At 71.1% G+C, this 17100-nt stretch carries 19 protein-coding genes and 1 pseudogene; 8 read left to right on the top strand and 12 right to left on the bottom strand.

What is annotated here, in order from left to right:
- Positions 1 to 364: 364 nt before the first annotated feature.
- Both JNW91_RS05410 and JNW91_RS33470 read right to left on the bottom strand, forming a co-directional pair.
- Entirely contained in the window at positions 365 to 823 is a 459-nt protein-coding gene (locus tag JNW91_RS05410; RefSeq protein WP_238424406.1) for a DUF2690 domain-containing protein, read from the bottom strand.
- Positions 824 to 994: 171 nt separating this feature from the next.
- Positions 995 to 1966 carry a response regulator transcription factor gene (locus tag JNW91_RS33470; RefSeq protein WP_309244248.1) on the bottom strand — a complete coding sequence of 324 codons (972 nt, stop codon included), beginning with the start codon at positions 1964 to 1966 and terminating at the stop codon, positions 995 to 997.
- Positions 1967 to 2240: 274 nt separating this feature from the next.
- Here JNW91_RS33470 and JNW91_RS05400 point away from each other — a divergent pair, with 274 nt between their 5' ends.
- On the top strand, positions 2241 to 2615 hold the full coding sequence (locus tag JNW91_RS05400; RefSeq protein ID WP_203173823.1) for a cupin domain-containing protein: 375 nt from the start codon (positions 2241 to 2243) through the stop codon (positions 2613 to 2615).
- Between the two features lie 124 nt (positions 2616 to 2739).
- Here the strand turns inward: JNW91_RS05400 and JNW91_RS05395 are convergent, their stop codons facing one another.
- Entirely contained in the window at positions 2740 to 3615 is an 876-nt protein-coding gene (locus JNW91_RS05395) for an alpha/beta fold hydrolase (RefSeq protein ID WP_238424405.1), read from the bottom strand.
- Between the two features lie 88 nt (positions 3616 to 3703).
- Positions 3704 to 4738 (bottom strand): LacI family DNA-binding transcriptional regulator, encoded by a 1035-nt coding sequence (locus JNW91_RS05390; RefSeq protein ID WP_203173822.1) that lies wholly within the window; start codon positions 4736 to 4738, stop codon positions 3704 to 3706.
- Positions 4739 to 4869: 131 nt separating this feature from the next.
- On the opposite strand from JNW91_RS05390, the gene JNW91_RS05385 reads away from it, so the two are divergent.
- The 4 genes from JNW91_RS05385 (at position 4870) to JNW91_RS05370 (ending at position 9141) form a co-directional block, all read left to right on the top strand.
- The gene (locus JNW91_RS05385) at positions 4870 to 5826 is read left to right on the top strand and encodes a LamG-like jellyroll fold domain-containing protein (RefSeq protein ID WP_203173821.1); all 957 of its coding nucleotides are present in this window, start codon (positions 4870 to 4872) and stop codon (positions 5824 to 5826) included.
- Positions 5774 to 7963 (top strand): PQQ-dependent sugar dehydrogenase, encoded by a 2190-nt coding sequence (locus JNW91_RS33465; RefSeq protein WP_309244247.1) that lies wholly within the window; start codon positions 5774 to 5776, stop codon positions 7961 to 7963. Before JNW91_RS05385 ends, JNW91_RS33465 begins: the two co-directional genes overlap by 53 nt.
- A 123-nt stretch (positions 7964 to 8086) precedes the next feature.
- A complete protein-coding gene (locus JNW91_RS05375) occupies positions 8087 to 8569 on the top strand; it encodes an MOSC domain-containing protein (RefSeq protein WP_203173820.1) in 483 nt (160 codons plus the stop codon).
- A gap of 41 nt (positions 8570 to 8610) precedes the next feature.
- Positions 8611 to 9141 carry an SUKH-4 family immunity protein gene (locus JNW91_RS05370; RefSeq protein WP_203173819.1) on the top strand — a complete coding sequence of 177 codons (531 nt, stop codon included), beginning with the start codon at positions 8611 to 8613 and terminating at the stop codon, positions 9139 to 9141.
- A 15-nt stretch (positions 9142 to 9156) separates the two neighbouring features.
- On the opposite strand, the gene JNW91_RS05365 is transcribed toward JNW91_RS05370, so the two are convergent.
- Positions 9157 to 9534 carry a nuclear transport factor 2 family protein gene (locus tag JNW91_RS05365; RefSeq protein ID WP_203173818.1) on the bottom strand — a complete coding sequence of 126 codons (378 nt, stop codon included), beginning with the start codon at positions 9532 to 9534 and terminating at the stop codon, positions 9157 to 9159.
- A gap of 134 nt (positions 9535 to 9668) precedes the next feature.
- Here JNW91_RS05365 and JNW91_RS05360 point away from each other — a divergent pair, with 134 nt between their 5' ends.
- Positions 9669 to 9974, top strand: coding sequence for a SpoIIE family protein phosphatase (locus JNW91_RS05360; protein ID WP_309244246.1), 306 nt, complete (start codon positions 9669 to 9671; stop codon positions 9972 to 9974).
- A 15-nt stretch (positions 9975 to 9989) separates the two neighbouring features.
- On the opposite strand, the gene JNW91_RS05355 is transcribed toward JNW91_RS05360, so the two are convergent.
- The 4 genes from JNW91_RS05355 to JNW91_RS05340 all read right to left on the bottom strand — a co-directional run bounded on the left by JNW91_RS05355 (position 9990) and on the right by JNW91_RS05340 (position 12134).
- Complete coding sequence (locus JNW91_RS05355) at positions 9990 to 10409, bottom strand: ATP-binding protein (protein ID WP_203173817.1); 420 nt, start codon at positions 10407 to 10409, stop codon at positions 9990 to 9992.
- Positions 10409 to 10741, bottom strand: coding sequence for an STAS domain-containing protein (locus JNW91_RS05350; RefSeq protein WP_203173816.1), 333 nt, complete (start codon positions 10739 to 10741; stop codon positions 10409 to 10411). The genes JNW91_RS05355 and JNW91_RS05350 overlap by 1 nt, the downstream gene beginning before the upstream one ends.
- A 168-nt stretch (positions 10742 to 10909) precedes the next feature.
- Positions 10910 to 11713, bottom strand: a complete 804-nt coding sequence (locus tag JNW91_RS05345) for an SDR family NAD(P)-dependent oxidoreductase (RefSeq protein WP_309244245.1) — start codon at positions 11711 to 11713, stop codon at positions 10910 to 10912.
- Between the two features lie 34 nt (positions 11714 to 11747).
- Positions 11748 to 12134: a nuclear transport factor 2 family protein gene (locus JNW91_RS05340; protein ID WP_203173815.1), complete on the bottom strand. Its 387-nt coding sequence runs from the start codon at positions 12132 to 12134 to the stop codon at positions 11748 to 11750.
- Between the two features lie 110 nt (positions 12135 to 12244).
- Between JNW91_RS05340 and JNW91_RS05335 the strand changes: the two genes are divergently transcribed.
- Positions 12245 to 12631: a DUF2267 domain-containing protein gene (locus tag JNW91_RS05335; protein ID WP_203173814.1), complete on the top strand. Its 387-nt coding sequence runs from the start codon at positions 12245 to 12247 to the stop codon at positions 12629 to 12631.
- Positions 12632 to 12757: 126 nt separating this feature from the next.
- Here the strand turns inward: JNW91_RS05335 and JNW91_RS31895 are convergent, their stop codons facing one another.
- The 3 genes from JNW91_RS31895 to JNW91_RS05325 form a co-directional block, all read right to left on the bottom strand.
- The gene (locus tag JNW91_RS31895) at positions 12758 to 14245 is read right to left on the bottom strand and encodes a discoidin domain-containing protein (protein WP_238424404.1); all 1488 of its coding nucleotides are present in this window, start codon (positions 14243 to 14245) and stop codon (positions 12758 to 12760) included.
- Entirely contained in the window at positions 14197 to 15591 is a 1395-nt protein-coding gene (locus tag JNW91_RS31890; protein WP_238424403.1) for a PA14 domain-containing protein, read from the bottom strand. The genes JNW91_RS31895 and JNW91_RS31890 overlap by 49 nt, the downstream gene beginning before the upstream one ends.
- 392 nt (positions 15592 to 15983) lie before the next feature.
- Positions 15984 to 16805, bottom strand: a complete 822-nt coding sequence (locus tag JNW91_RS05325) for a copper resistance CopC family protein (protein ID WP_203173813.1) — start codon at positions 16803 to 16805, stop codon at positions 15984 to 15986.
- A gap of 103 nt (positions 16806 to 16908) precedes the next feature.
- Between JNW91_RS05325 and JNW91_RS05320 the strand changes: the two are divergent.
- Positions 16909 to 17100: pseudogene (locus JNW91_RS05320) on the top strand (hypothetical protein); the annotation flags it as partial.

The following is a 17100-nucleotide window of genomic DNA, read 5'->3' as shown; positions in this document are numbered from 1 at the left end:
CGGCGAGCGCCGCCAGCAGTACGAGCGTCACCACGCAGCCGACCACCTGCCACGGCTCGTACGGCCCGCTGGTCGCGCCGGTCTGCGCATCAGCCGTGTACTCGGTGTCCCGGCCCAGCCAGAGCAGCCACGCCCCGACCGTGGCCACCGCCAGGAACACACCACCGAGCAGTGCGCGGGTACCCCTCGTCGCCGTCATCCGGCGATCATCCCCCGTGCGTTCCGGAGGCGAAATGGGCACCGGCGGCCCGATGCGGACCGCACGGTCCCTTCTGGAGTGCCGGCCGGCGGTGCGGTCCGCGATCGACCGGACACCGCCGGCCGCCCGTCGCGCGGGCCGGGGATGGGCGACGTCAGCGCGGGATCACAGAGAGAAGGTGCCGATCGCCTTCCAGTTGTACTCGTTGATCCCCGGTTCCCACAGGGTCACCTCGCCGTTGATCTGCGTCGTCCCTGGCGCGTACACCATCATCGAATAACTCGACCCGTATCCGGCATCCCACTCACTGTTCCAGCCACCCAAGGACGAGGAGATGTACTTGGTGGTGTTGCCGCCGTACGGGTTTCCGGTCACCCGGATCCAGTTGGACTGGCAGGACCAGGAGTAGAAGATCTGGATGGTGGCGACCTGCTGACCGGTGTCGCGGTCGGCGATCGGCCGCGCGGCGATCTGTCCGGCGTTGACGTTGCAGCCGGTGGCCACCGGATCCTTGCCGTCGTAGTAGTTGCTCCCACCGCTGGTGCCGTCGGCCTGGGCGGGTGTCGCGACGGACACCACCAGCGCCACGGTCGTTGCGAGCGCGGCGACGAGCCGATGCGGCATCCTGGTCTTCCTGAGCACTGTCATCACGCCGATTCCTCTCAGTCCTACCCCCGGGGTCAGTGCAGCGAATGGGGGCCTGTTCAGCTTCGGAGAAAGGGCGGGAACGGCGCTATTGACCCGGTGCGTATCTGTGCCCGTGCGGCCGGTGCGACAAAGTCGTACCCCGCTCGTTCAGAACGGCCGGAGTTTGGCGGCGACGGCTGATCGTTGTCGGACGCCGAACTTCTTGAGGATGCGAGTGACGTGTGTCTTGGTCGTCTTCTCGGAGATGACCAGGCGGGTGGCGATCTGTTCGTTGGTCAGGCCGTCGGCGATGAGCCCGGCGATCTCGCGCTCTCGGGGCGTGAGCGTGATCAGCAGATCGCCACCCTCGGTGGTGGGCATCAGCAGGAGTTCGGCGATGTCGGTCTGGAGGCGCTCACACTGCTCCAACAGATCGCGGAGGACCCGATCGGTGGACTCGACGTCGTCGCTCGGGCCATCGACCACCGACGTGATCTTCTCCTTCATGGAGCCCAACGCATGGCTCACCATCTCGACGACACCGGGGACGGACCCGTGGGTGAGCGAGGTTCGCTCGCCTCGATCGGCGAACCCGGCCATCTCGTGCGCGTCCTCCCGCTCGCGAGCGAGGGCTCGCATCGTCCGACGGGCGAGCCACTCGAACGCCCGGACGACCTCGTCGCCGTACGCGTCGGGCTGGTAGGTCAGTATCGACGCGAGCCCGGCGACCCGCTGCCCGCCGTCGACGGACTCGAGCAGGGGGACGACGACGGCGTCGCTGGAAAGGCGATCGTGGTCACCGAAGGTGTGGCCCTTGTGAAGCAGGCGACCCTGGTCGGACGCGTACCGGTACGCTCGCGCGTTCTTCTTGATCCACGCGGTGAGGCCGTCCGGGCCGTAGGCCTGGAAGCCCGCGTGCTCGTGCTCGTGCCCGTCGTAGACGTAGGGGATGACCAGCATGTGCTCGTCGCGGAGGAAGGCGATGTAGAAGCTGTCGACCGGCGCGATGGTGGACATCGTGACCCGGACGAGGTTGTAGAGCTTCCGGTGATCCCCTGGCGCGAGATGTCGGATCGAGAAGTCGGCGGTCTCCAGTGCTCGGGCCACGACGAGTGAGAAAGCGGTGCTTCCATCGGTCACGCATCGAGTATGGGTGCCCACGCAACGCGACCAGCCCGCGCCGGTGGCCGGCGAGGCAGGACGCCGGGTGCCCGTGCCGTGGTCGAAGCCGACGCGGATCCGGGCCGGGCAGACGTCGGCTACTACGGACATCCGCCTGGCGGGCCGTGCGCCACTCTCGATGAGGCCATTCTTCGCGCATCCTGGCACCTGACGGGTCGGCGGGCTCCTATCCTCGAGAGGATGTGCCAACCGGAGCGACCGCCGTTCGTACGACGGCTCACAGGAGGCCGTGATGAGTGGTGGGGGTCGACCCGAGGGCATCAGTCCGACAGCGGTCGAGGGAGCGCCCGGACTGTGGCGTGTCGACCTCCAGCGACACGATCTCAGCATCCCCGGCCGCGAGGTCATCCAGAGCCGCGTGGAATTCACGCCGGACTCACCGCCGTTCAAGCACTTCCATCCCGGTGAAGAGATCATCTGCGTTCTCCAGGGATCCCTGGAGTACACGATCGAGGGCCAGCCACCGGTGGTGTGCAACGCCGGTGACGCGCTCACCGTGCCGTACGGCGTCCACCACCAGGCACGCAATGTCGGCAACGGCGTCGCCGTCGAACTGGCCACGTACGTCGTCGAGAAGGGTAAGCCGCTCCTCACCAAGGTGGAGTGAGCCGCGTCGGGCGGCGTGGGTCGGCGCTGTGGGCCGGTCGCGTCGGCATGCCGGGTCGAGGCGATCTGTCACCGCGGAACCGGAGGTCCGGGCGGCCCTGGCGGTCTGAGCGCCGAGCGACCGTTCAGGGCTCCAGGCGGCCGAGGAAGCCGCGGACCAGCCGGACGACCTCGTCGAGGTGCGTCTCGAGCAGCCAGTGCCCGCCGTCGAGCAGGTGCAGGTCGGCGTCGGGCAGGTCCCGCAGGTAGGCGCGGGCCGCGCCCTCGGGCATGTACCCGTCGTGCGGCCCCCACACGATCAGGGTGGGCGGCCGGTGGGTCCGCAGGTACTCCTGCTGGCGGGGGAACCAGGCGACGGTGCTGCCCTGGTCGGCGAGCAGCCGCAGCCAGGCGTCGCGCCGCCGTGGATCGGCGACCAGCGCGCCGCTGAGCCGCCACAGGTCGGGGCTCACCCGGTCGGTCAGCCGGTCCGGCAGTTCGCCCAGGAACTCGCGCCGGAAGCCCTCCTCGCTGATCGCCGTGGCCAGCTGTGCCCGGCCCTCGTCGGTCGGCTCGCGCCAGAACCGCTTCAGTGGCTCGTATTTGGGTCCGTGCTGGTCGGGGTAGATGTCGCCGTTCTGGATGACGAGACCGGCGACCCGCTGCGGTGCGGCCATCGCCAGGCGCAGCCCGAACTGGCTGCCGTAGTCCTGGAGGTAGATCACGTAGCGGGTCAGTCCCAGCGTCTCGACGAAGCGCTGGAGCAGGTCGGCGTGGGCGTCGAAGGTGAACGCGTACCGGTCGGGGTCGGGCAGGTCGCTGTAGCCGAAGCCGGGGTAGTCGGGTGCGATGGCACGCCAGCGGTCGGACAGCGCGGGCAGCAGGTGGCGGAACTGGAACGACGAGGACGGATAGCCGTGCGGCAGCAGCACCACCGGCGCGTCGGCGGCGCCGGCCTCCCGGTAGAAGATCGTGATGCCGTCGACCTCGACCGTGCGGTGCCGTACAGCGATCTCGGCCATGGCCTCTCCTGACCAGTCACGGGGTGGGGTGGACCCCCTCGACCGTGCCAGAAGTCGAGCCGTCGCGGTGTGGCATTGCCGCTGCCGGTCAGGTCGTCGGCGCGGGCCCGGTCGAGTCGCGGACGACCAACAGATGCCCGGTGGGGCGGCGTCGGGGGCGCGTCGAGCGGGGTTTGAGGGCGAGGGTGAGCGCCGTTCGGCCCATCTCGGTCATCGGCAGCCGGATGGTGGTGAGGCTGGGGGCGAGGTCGGCCGCCACGGAGACGTCGTCGAAGCCGACGACCGACATCCGCGCGGGTACCGGCACGCGGCGGGACCGCAGCGTCGACAGCACGCCGATCGCCATGGCGTCGTTGAGCGCGACGATCGCGGTGGTGTCCGGGTGCTCGTTGAGGATCTGCTCGGTGGCCGCGCGCCCGCCACCCCGGGTGAAGTCGCTGTGCACGACGGCCAGGTCGGCGGCGTGCGGCCCGCGCAGCCGTACGGCCGACGACACACCGGCGAGCCGGTCCGCGACCGTGGTGAGACCGGCGCTGCCGGCGGCGACCGCGATCCGTCGGTGGCCGAGGTCCATCAGGTGTTGGGCGAGGGCGAAGCCGCCGGACTCGTTGTCCGGTAGGACGGCGTCGACGCCGAGCGCGTGCCGCCCGATGGCGGCGACCCGGCCGCCGTGTTCCTGGAACGCCGCCAGCTCGGCCCGGGCCTCGGCCTCCACCCGTGGGTCGTCGTATCCCGAGCCGCTGATCAGGATGATGCCGACCCGCTGGGCCATGAGGTGGCGCAGCTGTTGCAGCTCGTAGCCGGGGTTCCGGCCGGACTGGCAGATCTGCACCAGCAGCCCCTGTTCGGCCGCGAGTTGGATGACGCCGGCGGCGATCTCGGAGAAGTACGGGTCGTCGACCTGGTGGACGATCAACCCGACCGTGGAGCTGGCGCCCCCGGCCAGGGTGCGGGCGTACGGGTTGGCGACGTAGCCGAGTTCGCGGGCGACCTGTCGGATCCGGTCGGCCACCTCGGCGCTGACGCCGTCCCGGCCGGCGAGGGCGCGGGAGGCGGTCGCCAGCGACACGGCGGCGTGTTCGGCCACGTCCACGAGGCGCGGCCGCTTGCTGGCCCTGGGCATCCGCAACTCCCGAAAACATCCATGTCACACGATCTATTGCCAGTGACGTTCATCGAAGCCTAGGGTACGTAAGCGCTTACGTAAGCGCTTACGTAGCCGGCACCGCCGTGCCGCGAAACGAGGTGAATACGATGTCCAGGGCCAGACGAGCCGCCGTCGCCACCGTCTCCCTGCTGGCGATCGGCGCGCTGACCGGCGCCGGCGCCCCGCCGGCGCAGGCGGATCAAAGCATCTCGCACGACGTCCACCCCGCCCTGCGCGCGCACCTGGTCGCCGCGTACGACTTCGACCATCCGGTGCCCGGCGACCCCGCGCTGGAACGCGACCAGGGCCGCTCCGGCACCGAGATCGAGTTGATCAACGGCGGCGCCGCCATGCGGGTGCCCGACCGCGCCTACCGGGGCAGCCGCAACGCGGTGCAGACCCGGCAGGTCGATCCCGCGGTCACCGGCAACGACGACTGGAAGGCCGGCACCTGGTCGGCCAGCGGAGTACGGACGTTGCGCGCCTTCAGCGCCACCGGCGGCACCACCGTGATGGGCTGGTTCAAGCTGAACATGGACAGTCCGCTGCCCAACTCCACCACCGCCGACCCGAACGACCGGTACAACGCGATCGGGCTGGCCGGAGTGCTGACCGGCGACTCCGACGGCCACGGAGTCCGCGCCCTGCTGGAGCTGATCGACGTCGACGGGGAGCTGCGCCTCGTCGCGCTCGGCCGACGCCTCGACGGCGGAGACTCCCAGACCTTCGCCGCGAACCGGGACTGGCGGGAGCTGCTGCCGGCGGGGGAGTGGGTGCACCTGGCCGCCACCTTCGACTTCGGCACCGGCGCTCTCGCCCTCTACCGCAACGGCGAACCGGTGGACGGCTTCTACACCCGTACCGACGACCCGTGGCTCGTGTCGGGGCCTGGCCCGCACGTGACCACCGCCTCGGACCCCCGGGGCATCAAGATCGGCGGGAGCTTCCCCCAGGACACCCTGGAGCGCAACCCGTGCGACTGCCGCATGGACGGCCTGATGTTCCTCGACAGTGTGGTCTCCGCGAACGACGTGCGGAGGCAGTACCGCCACCTGGCCCGCTGACCACCCCTCGGCACCGTCCCACCGAGAAGGAGACACGCGTGCGCACCCTGCACCGCGCCGGCGCAGTCCGCCGGCCCGCCCTGAGAGCCGGCCTCACCACCCTCGTGCTGGTCCTGTCCACCCTGGTCGCCACACCCGCGCGAGCCGCCGACGCGGTGTACGACCCGATCCCCGAGATGCCGATCCAGTCCCGACTCGGGCTGGTCCTCAGCGAGTACGCCAGCTTCCCGCAGTCGTACCCCACACCGGCGCCGACCGATCAGCGGCTCATGCGTACCGCCCGGATCAACACCATCATGGAGCTGCCCGACGGCTCCGGCCGACGGGCGGTGCCCGACCTCAACGGCAGCCTCTACCTGGTCGAGGACGGCGTGCCACACGTCTACCTGGACGTGGCGGCGACGTTCGCGCCGCAGTTCTTCTCCGGCCGTGGTCTCGGCCAGGGCTTCGGGTACGTCGCCTTCCACCCGGAGTTCGGCACCAACGGTCGCTTCTACACCATCCACACCGAGTTGGCGTCGGCGACGACCACCGCACCGGACTACGCCCAGCCCGGCACCGTCTACCACGGGGTCATCACCGAGTGGACGGCCACCGATCCGTCCGCCGACACGTTCGCCGGTACGCGTCGGGAGGTGTTGCGCATCGGCTTCGGCGGCCAGGTGCACGGCATCCAGGAAATCAACTTCAACCCGACCGCGAAACGCCACGACCGCGACTACGGCCTGCTGTACCTCGCGGTCGGCGACGGTGGCCTGGGCGCGCGCAACACGACCCGCAGAACCTCGGCCTGCCGCACGGCAAGCTGCTGCGGATCGACCCCCGGGGCACCACCTCGGCCAACGGACGGTACGGCATTCCCCCCACCAACCCGTTCGTCGGTCGCGCCGGAGCACTCGGCGAGATCTACGCCGTGGGCTTCCGCGACCCGCACCGGTTCAGCTGGGACCGGGCCACCGGCCGGATGTACCTCGGGCACATCGGTGAACACGCCGTCGAGGCCATCTACGAGGTCCGCGCGGGCGACAACTTCGGCTGGAGCGAGCGCGAGGGGTCGTTCGTGTTCGACAGAACGGCCACGAACCCCTGCGACCGGCTGTTTCCGCTGCCCGCCGACGACGAGAAGTACGGCTACACGTACCCGGTCGCCGCATACGACCACGACCCCGCCGCGGACTGGAACTGCACCGCGGACGTCGGCGTCGCGGTGGCCGGCGGGTTCGTCTACCGGGGACGGGCGCTGCCCGCGCTGCGCGGCAAGTACGTCTTCGGCGACCTGGTCGACGGCCGGGTCCTCTACACCGAGGCGAACGAGATGCGCCGGGGCCGGGGACTGGCCCCGATCCACCAACTCGCGCTCTTCGACACCGCGGGCAGCCCGGTGCGGATGCGGGACCTCTCCGGCCCCGGCGCTCCCGGCGACCCCAACCGGGTGGACCTGCGCTTCGGCACCGACGCCGCCGGCGAGCTCTATGTCGTCGCCAAGGCCAACGGCAAGATCTGGAAGGTGAGCGGGACGAGGGAGTTCGCCAGCGGCGACGTCGGGGACACCACCCTGCGCCGTACCGCCGGGGCCGCGAACTGGGCGCCGGTGACGCCGACCAAGTGGCAGTTCACCCACGACCAGGTCATCCTCGCCGAGGCCGGGGAGAGCCGACCGGGTCCACGCCGGCCGTTCGAGTACGCCGTGCTGACCGCGGGCCCCACCTGGTCGTCCGTGCAGATCGACGCCCGGGTACGACTCGACACACCGGTGGAGGTCACCAACCGGGACGTCATCATCGTCTTCGGCTGGCGCTCGGACACCGAGTTCTACTACGCGCACCTCTCGACCGACAACACGATCTACCCGCACAACGGCATCTTCAAGGTCAACAACGCCGATCGGGAGCGTATCGACCACCAGTGGAACGGCCGGTCCCGCGGCGCCAACCCGGCGATCACCGACGCCGACTGGCACCGCGTCCGGGTGGTGCACCTGCCGGCCACCGGCGAGATCGCGGTCTACCTCGACGGGCACCGGGATCCGCTGATGACCGCGGTGGACACCACCTTCGGTTCCGGGCGGGTGGGCTTCGGCTCGTTCGACAACGTGGGCCGACTGCGCAACCTCACCGTCACCGGCACACCGGCCTGAGCGCCGTGACGGTGGGAACGGCGACCTCCGTGCCGCCGTTCCCACCGTCACGCCCCGGCCGGCCGGACGATCAGGTCCGCCGACCTGGCCCGAGGATGCCGTCCGGTTCGTAGAATCCCTGCCATGCCGGAGATCGTCGAGTTGCTGGCCTCGCCCGTGCACCGATTCCTGGGCCGGCCCGCCGCAGGCCCGGCGCCGGCCCCTCCCGGTGAGCTGGTCGACGTGGTCCAGATCCGGTCCGGCCTCGGCATCGTCGGCGACCGGTACTTCGCCCAGCCGGCTCACCGCGACGCCAGCGTGACGGTCATCGCCCAGGAGTCCCTGCCGGCCGGTGTCGGCCTCACGGAGGTCCGACGCAACATCCTGACCAGCGGAATCGCGGTGGACGAGCTGATCGGCAGGGTGCTGGTCCTGGATTGCGGAGACGGCCCGGTCAGCCTGCGGGTCAACCGGGCGGCCCGACCGTGCGCCTGGATGGACGTCACGGTCGGCCCGGGGACGTGGAAGGCGCTGCGCACCACGGGCGGCATCCGCTGCACGCCGCTCAACGACGGCACCCTGCGCGTCGGTCCGGTCGACATCACCGTCGAACGGGTGCCCACGTGACGTCGACCCCGGACAGCCCAGGATCATTCGGAGGTGGTGGAGTGACTCCCGAACTGCGTCAGCTCATCGGGGAACTGCGGGCCGACCTGGTCGAGGACGAGCCGGCGAGCCTGGAGTACGCCCACTTCGGCGAGGGCGCCGCGATCGACGCCCTGCCGGCGGGCCTCCCGGCCGACCTGCGGGACCTGCTGCTGGTGGCCGACGGGATGCGCGCCGGCCGGGTCGAGCTGGCGTCCACGTCGACCCTCGCCGGTATGCAACACCACCTCGACTTCGCGCCGGACTTCTCGTCCATCCCCGAGGACCGGGCGGGCTGGTTGGTGGTCGGCACCCGCAGCGACGAGCCGATCTTCATGGACCGCGGCACCGGTGCCGTCTGGTACTTCCCGCCGACCGGCACCGAATGGTTCATGTCGGACGCGTTCGAGGAACTGGCCCCCGACCTGGGTTCCTTCGTGGACTACTACGTGCTCGGCCCCGGCTACGCCGAGCTGACCCCGGCCGATGACCGGTGGTTCGCGTTCCTCGACGAGCAGGGCCTGCTCGACGAGGACGAGGACGAGGAGCCGTGATCGGGGTCGGGCCGCTCAGACCGGGCTGATGTGCGCGGCGAGGACCCGCCAGCCGTGCGAGTCGTCGTGCACCCAGGTCCGGGTGTAGCGCAGGCGCGCCGCGATCGGCGCCCCGTCGAACACGCCGGCCACCCGGCCCAGGAAGAACGTCACCCCGGTGGAGCCGACGACGAGCAGGTCCAGCTCCTCCTCGACGAGTTCCTCGATCGACGAGGTGCGGTCCCGGTGCGCGTCCAGGTCGTCCTGCTTGGTGTGCGTCTGACCGTCCGGACCAATGGCGATCAACTGGTCGACGAGCAACTGGTCGAGGGCGGCGACGTCACCGGCCCGCTGGGCGGCCTGGAGGGTGCGCTCGGCATCGAGCAGTTCGGCTTCGCGTTCGCTGTCCGGCATGGTGCCGTCCTCCCGATCGGGTCCACCCGGCGCCATCGTCCGACCGGCCTGTCCGCATTGTGGCAGCCGACGTGGCTGGCCCGGCGTCGATCGGTCCCCCTGCGGGTCGCGTCGACGCGTCGGGGCATGGGCCGGTGTCCCGCGCCGGCGAGACCAGCCCGCTCGGTCTGCCGCCGGGTCTGCTGCTGGGCGCCGGCGCCGACTCGGCGTACCGGGTGTGCACGCCACGCCTGCGTCCCGGTGACCTGGTGCTGTTCCACACCGACGGGCTGGTCGAGCGGCGGGTGCCCGCCGAGGCGCTGCTGGAGCAGGTGACCGCGACGCTGTCCGCGTTCACCGCCGCGCCGGGGGAGCAGACCCTCGGTCGGCTGCGTGAGCTGCTGCACCACCCCAACCCGGACGACGACACCTGCACCCTGGCCGTGCGTGTGCTGCCCTGACCCACGACAGGCGGGTCACAGGTGCAGCCGGATCCGCACGACGGTCCCCTCCGGCGCGCTGAACACCGCGACCTCGTCGCAGACCTGCTCGACGATGGCGAGCCCCCGCCCACGTACCGCCTCCGCGGCCGGCATGCCCCGACCGAACGGTCGCGTCGGCCCCTGGTCGACGACGTCGCAGACCAGGTGGCCCGCCTCGGTCCAGAGTCGCACCCGGCCGCCGCCGGTCGTGTGCTGCAACGTGTTGGTCGCCAGCTCGCTCACCGCAAGCGCCAGCAGCTCCAGGCGGTCGGGTGGCAGACCTCGGGCCAGGGCGCCGGCGCAGACGAACGCGCGCAGCGCCCGAAGATCGGTCGCCACCTGGTACGCCATGGTGTCCGTGACAGGAGCGGACGTGGCCTGCTCGGTCACGGTCTCCCGCCGGTCGGCCGCCATCAGCCCGCCAGCCGCGGGTCGTCGGCGGGCGGGCTCAGCAGGTGGCCGACACCGGTGATGTCCAGCACGGCGGCGACCGCCCCGTCGGCGTTGACCGCGTAGAGCCGCCGGCCGTCCGCGCGCGCCGCCTGGTGGGCGGTCACCAGGGTGTGCAGGCCGGTGGAGTCCAGGAAACGCAACCCGCCCACATCGACCACCACGACCGGCGCGCCGCGCAGCGCCGAGGCCAGCACGGCGGTCAGCTCGTCGCGGGCGGCCAGGTCGCACTCGCCGGTCAGGGTGACCACGATCCGCCCGGGTGCGGTGGACGTCCGGGCCTCGAAGTGGGGCATCGGGCAGCAGCACCCTTCCTGGTGACGGCGGCTGTTGTCGGCACATCATGCCACCCGCCGGCCGGTGGACCGTGTCGTCCGTTCGGCGGTGATCAACAGCGGCCCGTCCTGACCCGTCCGGCCCTGTGCTACCGGGTCAGGGGGAGGCGTCGAAGCCGATGGACTCGCTCAGCTCGCGCCACCGGGCGTCGGACGCGGCGAGCGCGTCGGCGGCCGCCGAGGCAGCCGCCACGGCGTCGGCGCCGAGCAGCAGCCGCGCGGGCGGATCGTCGACCCGGGTGATCTGGATGATCGCCTCAGCGGCGCGGGTGGGATCGCCCGGCTGGGTGCCGTTGGCCCGGCGCAGCCGCTCGACGCCGGCTCGATGACCGGCCGGTACGGCTCGCTGATCGGCAACGCGCTCATCGACGAGCCGGCCCACTCGGTCCGCAGGGCGCCCGGCTCGACCACGGTGATCCGGATCCCGAACGACTCGACCTCCCGGGCGAGCACCGCGGAGAAACCCCCGACCGCCCACTTGGCGGCCTGGTACGCGCCCAACCCGATGCTGGCCACCCGGCTGCCGACGCTGGAAATCTGCACGATGTGCCCGCGTCCCTGCCTGCGCATCGCCGGCAACGCGGCGCGGGACAGGTTGACCACCCCGAAGAAGTTGGCCTCGATCTGAGCCCGGAAGGCGTCCTCCGACATGTCCTCGATCGCGGCGACGTCGGCGTACCCGGCGTTGTTGACCAGGATGTCCAGGCTGCCGAAGACGTCGACCGCATCGCTGGTCGCGGTGCGGGCGGCGGCGGGGTCGGTGACGTCGAGGGCGACCGTCCGGACCTGGTCGCCGTACCGGTCGGCGAGGTCGGCGAGTTGCGTCGGGTTGCGGGCGGTGGCGACCAGCCGGTCGCCGTCGGCCAGCACGGCCTCGGCGAGGGCCCGACCGAGACCTTTCGAGCAGCCGGTGATGAGCCAGACTCGTGACACGCCGTCTCCTCCTGCCGGATGGTTGAGCCAACCGCTACGGGCGGATGTCCAGCGCGCCGATCAGGCCGTCGCGCAGCGTGAACCGGTACCGCAGCTCGATCGGACTGCCGGGAAAGGTGCCGCTCACCCGAGCGAGGACCTGGTACGAGTCGCCCGCCTGGACGGTGACCCGCAGCGGTTCGGCGGTGTACGAGTACGCGTCCATCGACTTCTGCCGCCAGGCCCGGATCGAGGCCCGGCCTTCGTACAGCCGGTCCTCGTCGGCCACGCTCGCCGTGTCGGCGAAGCACGCGACGAAGGCGTCCAGATCGCCGTCGTCGACGGCTCCGAAGTACCGGTCGATCACCTCGGGCAGGTCGACCGCCATCTGCTCCTCCTGCGCCGCGGGCCACCCTCGGGCGGCCGCCGTTTCCCGGTCCACCTCACCGTACGAGACCGTGTCGGGGTGGCGCGGAGCAACGAACAGAACGCGCCGGGTTTGCCGCTGGTGGGCACGGGTAGCCACGCGTCTCCGGAACGAGAGGCGGGGGCATGGCCGAGCTGGCGTTCGTCGACAAGGTTGCCGCACGGGCGGGCATGTCGCCGCAGCAGGCGCGCCCGCTGATCGAGGCGGTGCTGCGGACCCTCACCGAACGGCTCAGCGGCGGGGAGGCCGCCGCGCTCGCGCCCCACCTGGCCGGGGAGCTGAGCCCACTGCTGGTCAAGGCCGCCGAGCCGCCCGAGGCGTTCGGCTTCGACGAGTTCCTGCGTAGGGTGGCCGACCGCGCCGGCACGGACCGGCCCGCCGCCGAGCGGGGCACTCGGGCCGTACTCCAGACGATGCACCGGGTGGTCGGGCACCGGGAGTTCGAGGACGCGCTGTCCCAACTCCCGGCGGACCTGCGGGCGTTGGCCCAGCCGCTGCCGCAGGGCCCCTGACCGACCGCCGTCGGCGGTTGCGCCGGGGAACCGGCGTCCGCCCGCTGCTGGCGGTGACGGCGCTCGTCGCGTCGAATGGCCCGGGGCGGGGCCTGACCATCTGCCGGCCAGACCCCGCCACCGGCTCTAGCTGGCGTTGACCACCCACTTCTGGTGCGCGCCACCGGAGTTGGTGCCGATCTGGATCTGGGTGCCGTCGGCCGTGCCGGCGCCCGCGGCCTCCATCACCTTGCCCGACTGCGGGTTGCGGATCGACCCGTCGGACTGCGGCTGCCACACCTGCGCAGCGGTGCCGTTACACGTCCACAGCTGCACCTTCGTGCCGTCGGCCGTGCCCGCGTTGTCGATGTCCAGGCACTTGCCGAGAACCCGGTAGGTGTCACCGACCCGGCTCCACGACTGGGCGGTGGTGCCGTTGCACGTCCAGAGCTGGATCTTCGTGCCGTCGGCGGTGCCCGCGTTGTCCACGTCCAGGCACTTGCCGCCGACACCGGTGATGCTGCCCGCGACGCCGCTGGCGCTGGCGTACACCTCCAGTTCGTAGACGCGGGCGGCCGGATCGGTGGTGGAGGTCGGGGCGGTGATCGCCATCCGGACGTAGCGGGTGCCCGGCGCGACGACGTCGTGCGTGGTGGTGCTCGCCGTGTTGCCGGTCACCGTGGCCCGGGTGGTCCAGGTCGTGCCGTCGGGGCTGGACGCGATCGTGAAGTCCCTGGTGTTCCAGGCGGTGTTCTCACCGCCCGCCCCGGCGTGCTTGACCACGACCCGGTTCACCGCGTGGGCGGCGCCCAGGTCCACCTGGAGGTACCTCGCGGTGCCCTTCGAGCACCACTTGTCGCCGTTGCCGCCGGACACGCTGCCGTTGACGGCCTTGTCCGGGCTCTCGGTCGTCGAGCAGGAGCTGTCCGCGGTCGCCGGCTTGTTGAGTGCCAGGTTGGTCCCGCCGGTCGGCGGCGGGGTGACGCCCGGGATGGCGTTGAGCGTGTACCACGCCTCGGTGCTCCACAACGACTGCCCGGTGGTCGAGGTGAACGGACGTGGCGAACGCAGGTACACCACGTGGCCGGCCTTGCGTCCGTTGACCGCGAGGGTGACCTTCTTCCCGTCCGCCGACAGGGTTGCCGAGGTGACGGTCAGGGTCTCCTCGTCGATCTTCGGGCCGCCGTAGTTGGACGTCGCCTGGTACCGCCATTGCTTGATCTTGTAGTGCGCGGCCAGGTTCGCGGCGGTCTCCGCGGAGACCGGCTGCGTGTACTCCACCTCGAACCCGGCGGTGGTGGCCCGCATGGCCAGCATCTCGAAGGTGTTGGTGCTGTTCGGGGTGAGCTTCTGCAGGCCGTACGACAGCTTGCCGGTCTGGCCCCAGTTGCCGCCCGCGCCGAGCCCGCCGACGTAGATGGCGCCGTCCGGGCCGACGTTGACCTCGGAGACGCCCGCCTCCAGGCCCTGGGTGAGCCGGAACAGGGCCCCCTGGTACTCACCGTTGACCTTCTCGACGTTCGCCCGCTGGAGACCGCCGTAGGTCACGTCGCCGATGACGAACTGGCCCGCGTACCGGCCACTGGTCAGGTACGTCGGGGTACTGGGCGAGTTGGCGATCTCGTTCTGCGGCATCCAGAGCACCGGCGGGGTGACCGGGTTGGCGTCGAACGGACGGCCGGGTTCGTGTAGTGGTTGAAGAAGCGGCCCTGCTTGATGTGCAGCAGCTTCGACGAGGGCAGCCAGCCACCCTGGTTGTCGGTGACGAAGATGCCGCCCTCCGGGCCCCAGCCGATGCCGTGCGGGGTGCGCAGGCCGCCGGCGACGTAGCTGACCGCCCCGGTGTCCTTGTTGACCTTGAGGGTGGTGCCCCGGTTCACGGCCGGCTGCGGGTTGGTGGTCGCGCCACCCGAGTTGATCGAAACCGACAGGTTCAGGTAGAAGAACCCGTCCTGGTAGAGCAGGCCGAACGCGAACTCGTGGAAGTTCCCGCCGTACGGCCAGGTGGCGACGGTGTCCAGGCGTTCGGCGGCCTCGTCGCCGGTGGTGTTCACCAGCCGGGTCAGCCGCTGCTTCTCCGAGACGTAGACCACCCCGTCGACGACCTTGAGCCCCATCGGCTCCTTCAGCCCACCGGCGATCTTCTTCGTGGTCACCGCCCCCGGGGTCGTCGACCCGCCGGTGTTGCCGAGGATCCACACCTCGCCGTCCTGGGAGGTGCCGGACTGGTCGCTGCCGCCCCAGGTCGAGATGACGAGTCGGCCGTCGGGCAGCCAGTCCATCCCGGTGACCTTCGGCTGGAAGCCGCTGGGCCGCAGGTTCGTCAGCGTGTAGCCGGGGTGCACCCCGGTCAGCGGCAGGCCGTCGCCGGGGGAGTCGGTGACCCCCTCGCACTCCTTGCGCCCCGGCGCGGTAACCCGGACCACGCCGGCGTCGGTGCTCAACACCGAGTTCGGTACGACCACGAAGGACGACGATCCGGGCGTCCTCCACTCCAGGGTGATCTGCTGCCCGCCGTCACGCTCGAAGTGGTCGATGCGCAGCGGGTGCAGACCGGCGGCGAGGGTGACGGTGCCCTCCTTGGGTGGGGTGGCGCCGTGCAGGCCGTCATGGTTGATCACCACGGTGTTGTCGATCGACAGCTTGGACCCGTCGTCGCTGCTGAGCCGGAACGTGTAGCTGCCGGCCTGGGTGATGGTGATGTTGCCGAGCACCTGCGAGACGAAGTAGTTGTCGAAGCCGAAGTCGGCCGTCGACGTCCAGTTGATCGTGGACATCAGTTTGTCCACGTTCGGGGTCTGCGCGGGCTTGAGCGTGCAGATCTCGGAGAGCGGCACCTGCACGTCGAAGACGCGCAGGGTGACGCCCGGTTCCTGCTCGGGGGCGGCGCTGGCCGGGGCGGCCCAGAGGCCGCCGGCGAGGACGAGTGCCAGCGCACCCAGGAGGGGACTGCGGAGTCGGCGTAGCAGCCGTGTGCCCATCGTTCCTCCAGGAGGGATCGGAGTGTCCGACGGCCGGCGTGCGAGCAGTGGTGTGAGGCGGTGGCCGCCGGCCCGGCTCCGAAACGTCCTCGACGCCGACGAGTGACGATCCGGAAACACCGGGTTGATGGGTCGAGACATTAAGGTGTTTCGATCAGCGTGTCCATGGCTTCGCGTCGATACATCAAAAGTTCCCGATGTCCGTGCGAAAGTTCGCGGCATTGGTCCGTGCATCGCCCGAACTGTCGCCCAGGTGGTTCTCAGCTCTCGGACAGGGTGAGTGCCTGACGGGCGTCCACCGTCTCCCGATGGTCCGGGTCCCGTCGCGCCTCCAGCGCCCTGATCCCGTCGACCGATCGCATGGCTACCGAACGGCCCTGCGGCGAACGGCCCTAGCGTCGGCCACGACGCGCGGGCTTGCGGCTCGTGCCGCCCCGTCGACGTGTGGTGCCGCCGGACTGACGTGCGGCGCCGGTGGGTCGACGCGCGGCGTCGGTCGGCCGGCCCGGCGCGGGCTTACGACGGGATGCCAGCACGATGATCGCGCCGACGACCACCACGATGGCGGCGGGTAGCACCCAGGGCGGAAGCCCACGGTCTCGCGGGGGCGCAGCCGGCCCCGCCACCGGCGCGCCGGTCGTGGCCGGTGCGGCGGACGCCGAGTGGGTGCCCTCGGCCAGAGCGAGCAGTGCTGGCTCCGGCTCGTTCGTGGGCGCCGTCCAACCGGCCGGCGCCGCCGTGCCGGGGCCCTGGTAGTCGAACGTGACGTTGCCCCGCACCGCCTCGCCGTCGGAGGCGACGGAGAGGTAGGTGGCGGTGTAGCGGCCCTTCGCCGGCCAGTGCGCCACGGACACCATGGCCGGGAAGCCGGTGTGGTACAGCCGCGGCTCGAACACGCCGTTGACCATGAAGTACTCCTGGACCGGCTTGTCCAGCCGCTTCGGCTCGCCGAACGACCAGCCGTTGTCCACTCGCGACCCGTTCGGTCCGGTGATGGTGAAGTGGGCGTTGGCGGCCGGCTTCTCGGTGAAGTACAACCCGACCTGCGTCAACGGCTCGCGCACCACCGTGCCGGTCAGCGGGGTGGAGGTCGCCAGCTGGCCGTGCGCGGACGCCGGAACGGCGGGCAGCAACAACGACACCGCCGCCGTGGCGGCCACCACCGCCGCGACTCGGGTCAGGGTGTTACGGACAGTGACGAGCCTCGATCGCATTCGTTCATCATGGTCATTTCCCCGCCGACGAACAAGACGTAGAGTTCTCCTCCCCGACGATCAGTCCGACCCCCGTCCCCCTCGCGTCGTTCGGAGTCCGCCCGTGCTCGTCCGTACCCCCGTTTCCCGCACCTCCGCCGCCCTCGTCGGCGGTCTCCTCACCGCCCTGCTCGCCGCCGGGTGCGGGCAGGGCGACGACCCGTCCGTGGCCACCACCTCGACGTCGACGACCTCCGCCGCGCCGCCGAGCGCCAGCGCCGCGCGAGCGCGGCCACCGACGCACGCTGTCCTGATC

This window comes from Micromonospora parastrephiae (assembly GCF_016802865.1).
GTDB lineage: Bacteria > Actinomycetota > Actinomycetes > Mycobacteriales > Micromonosporaceae > Micromonospora > Micromonospora parastrephiae.
This window is presented reverse-complemented; position numbering and strand designations above follow the sequence as displayed.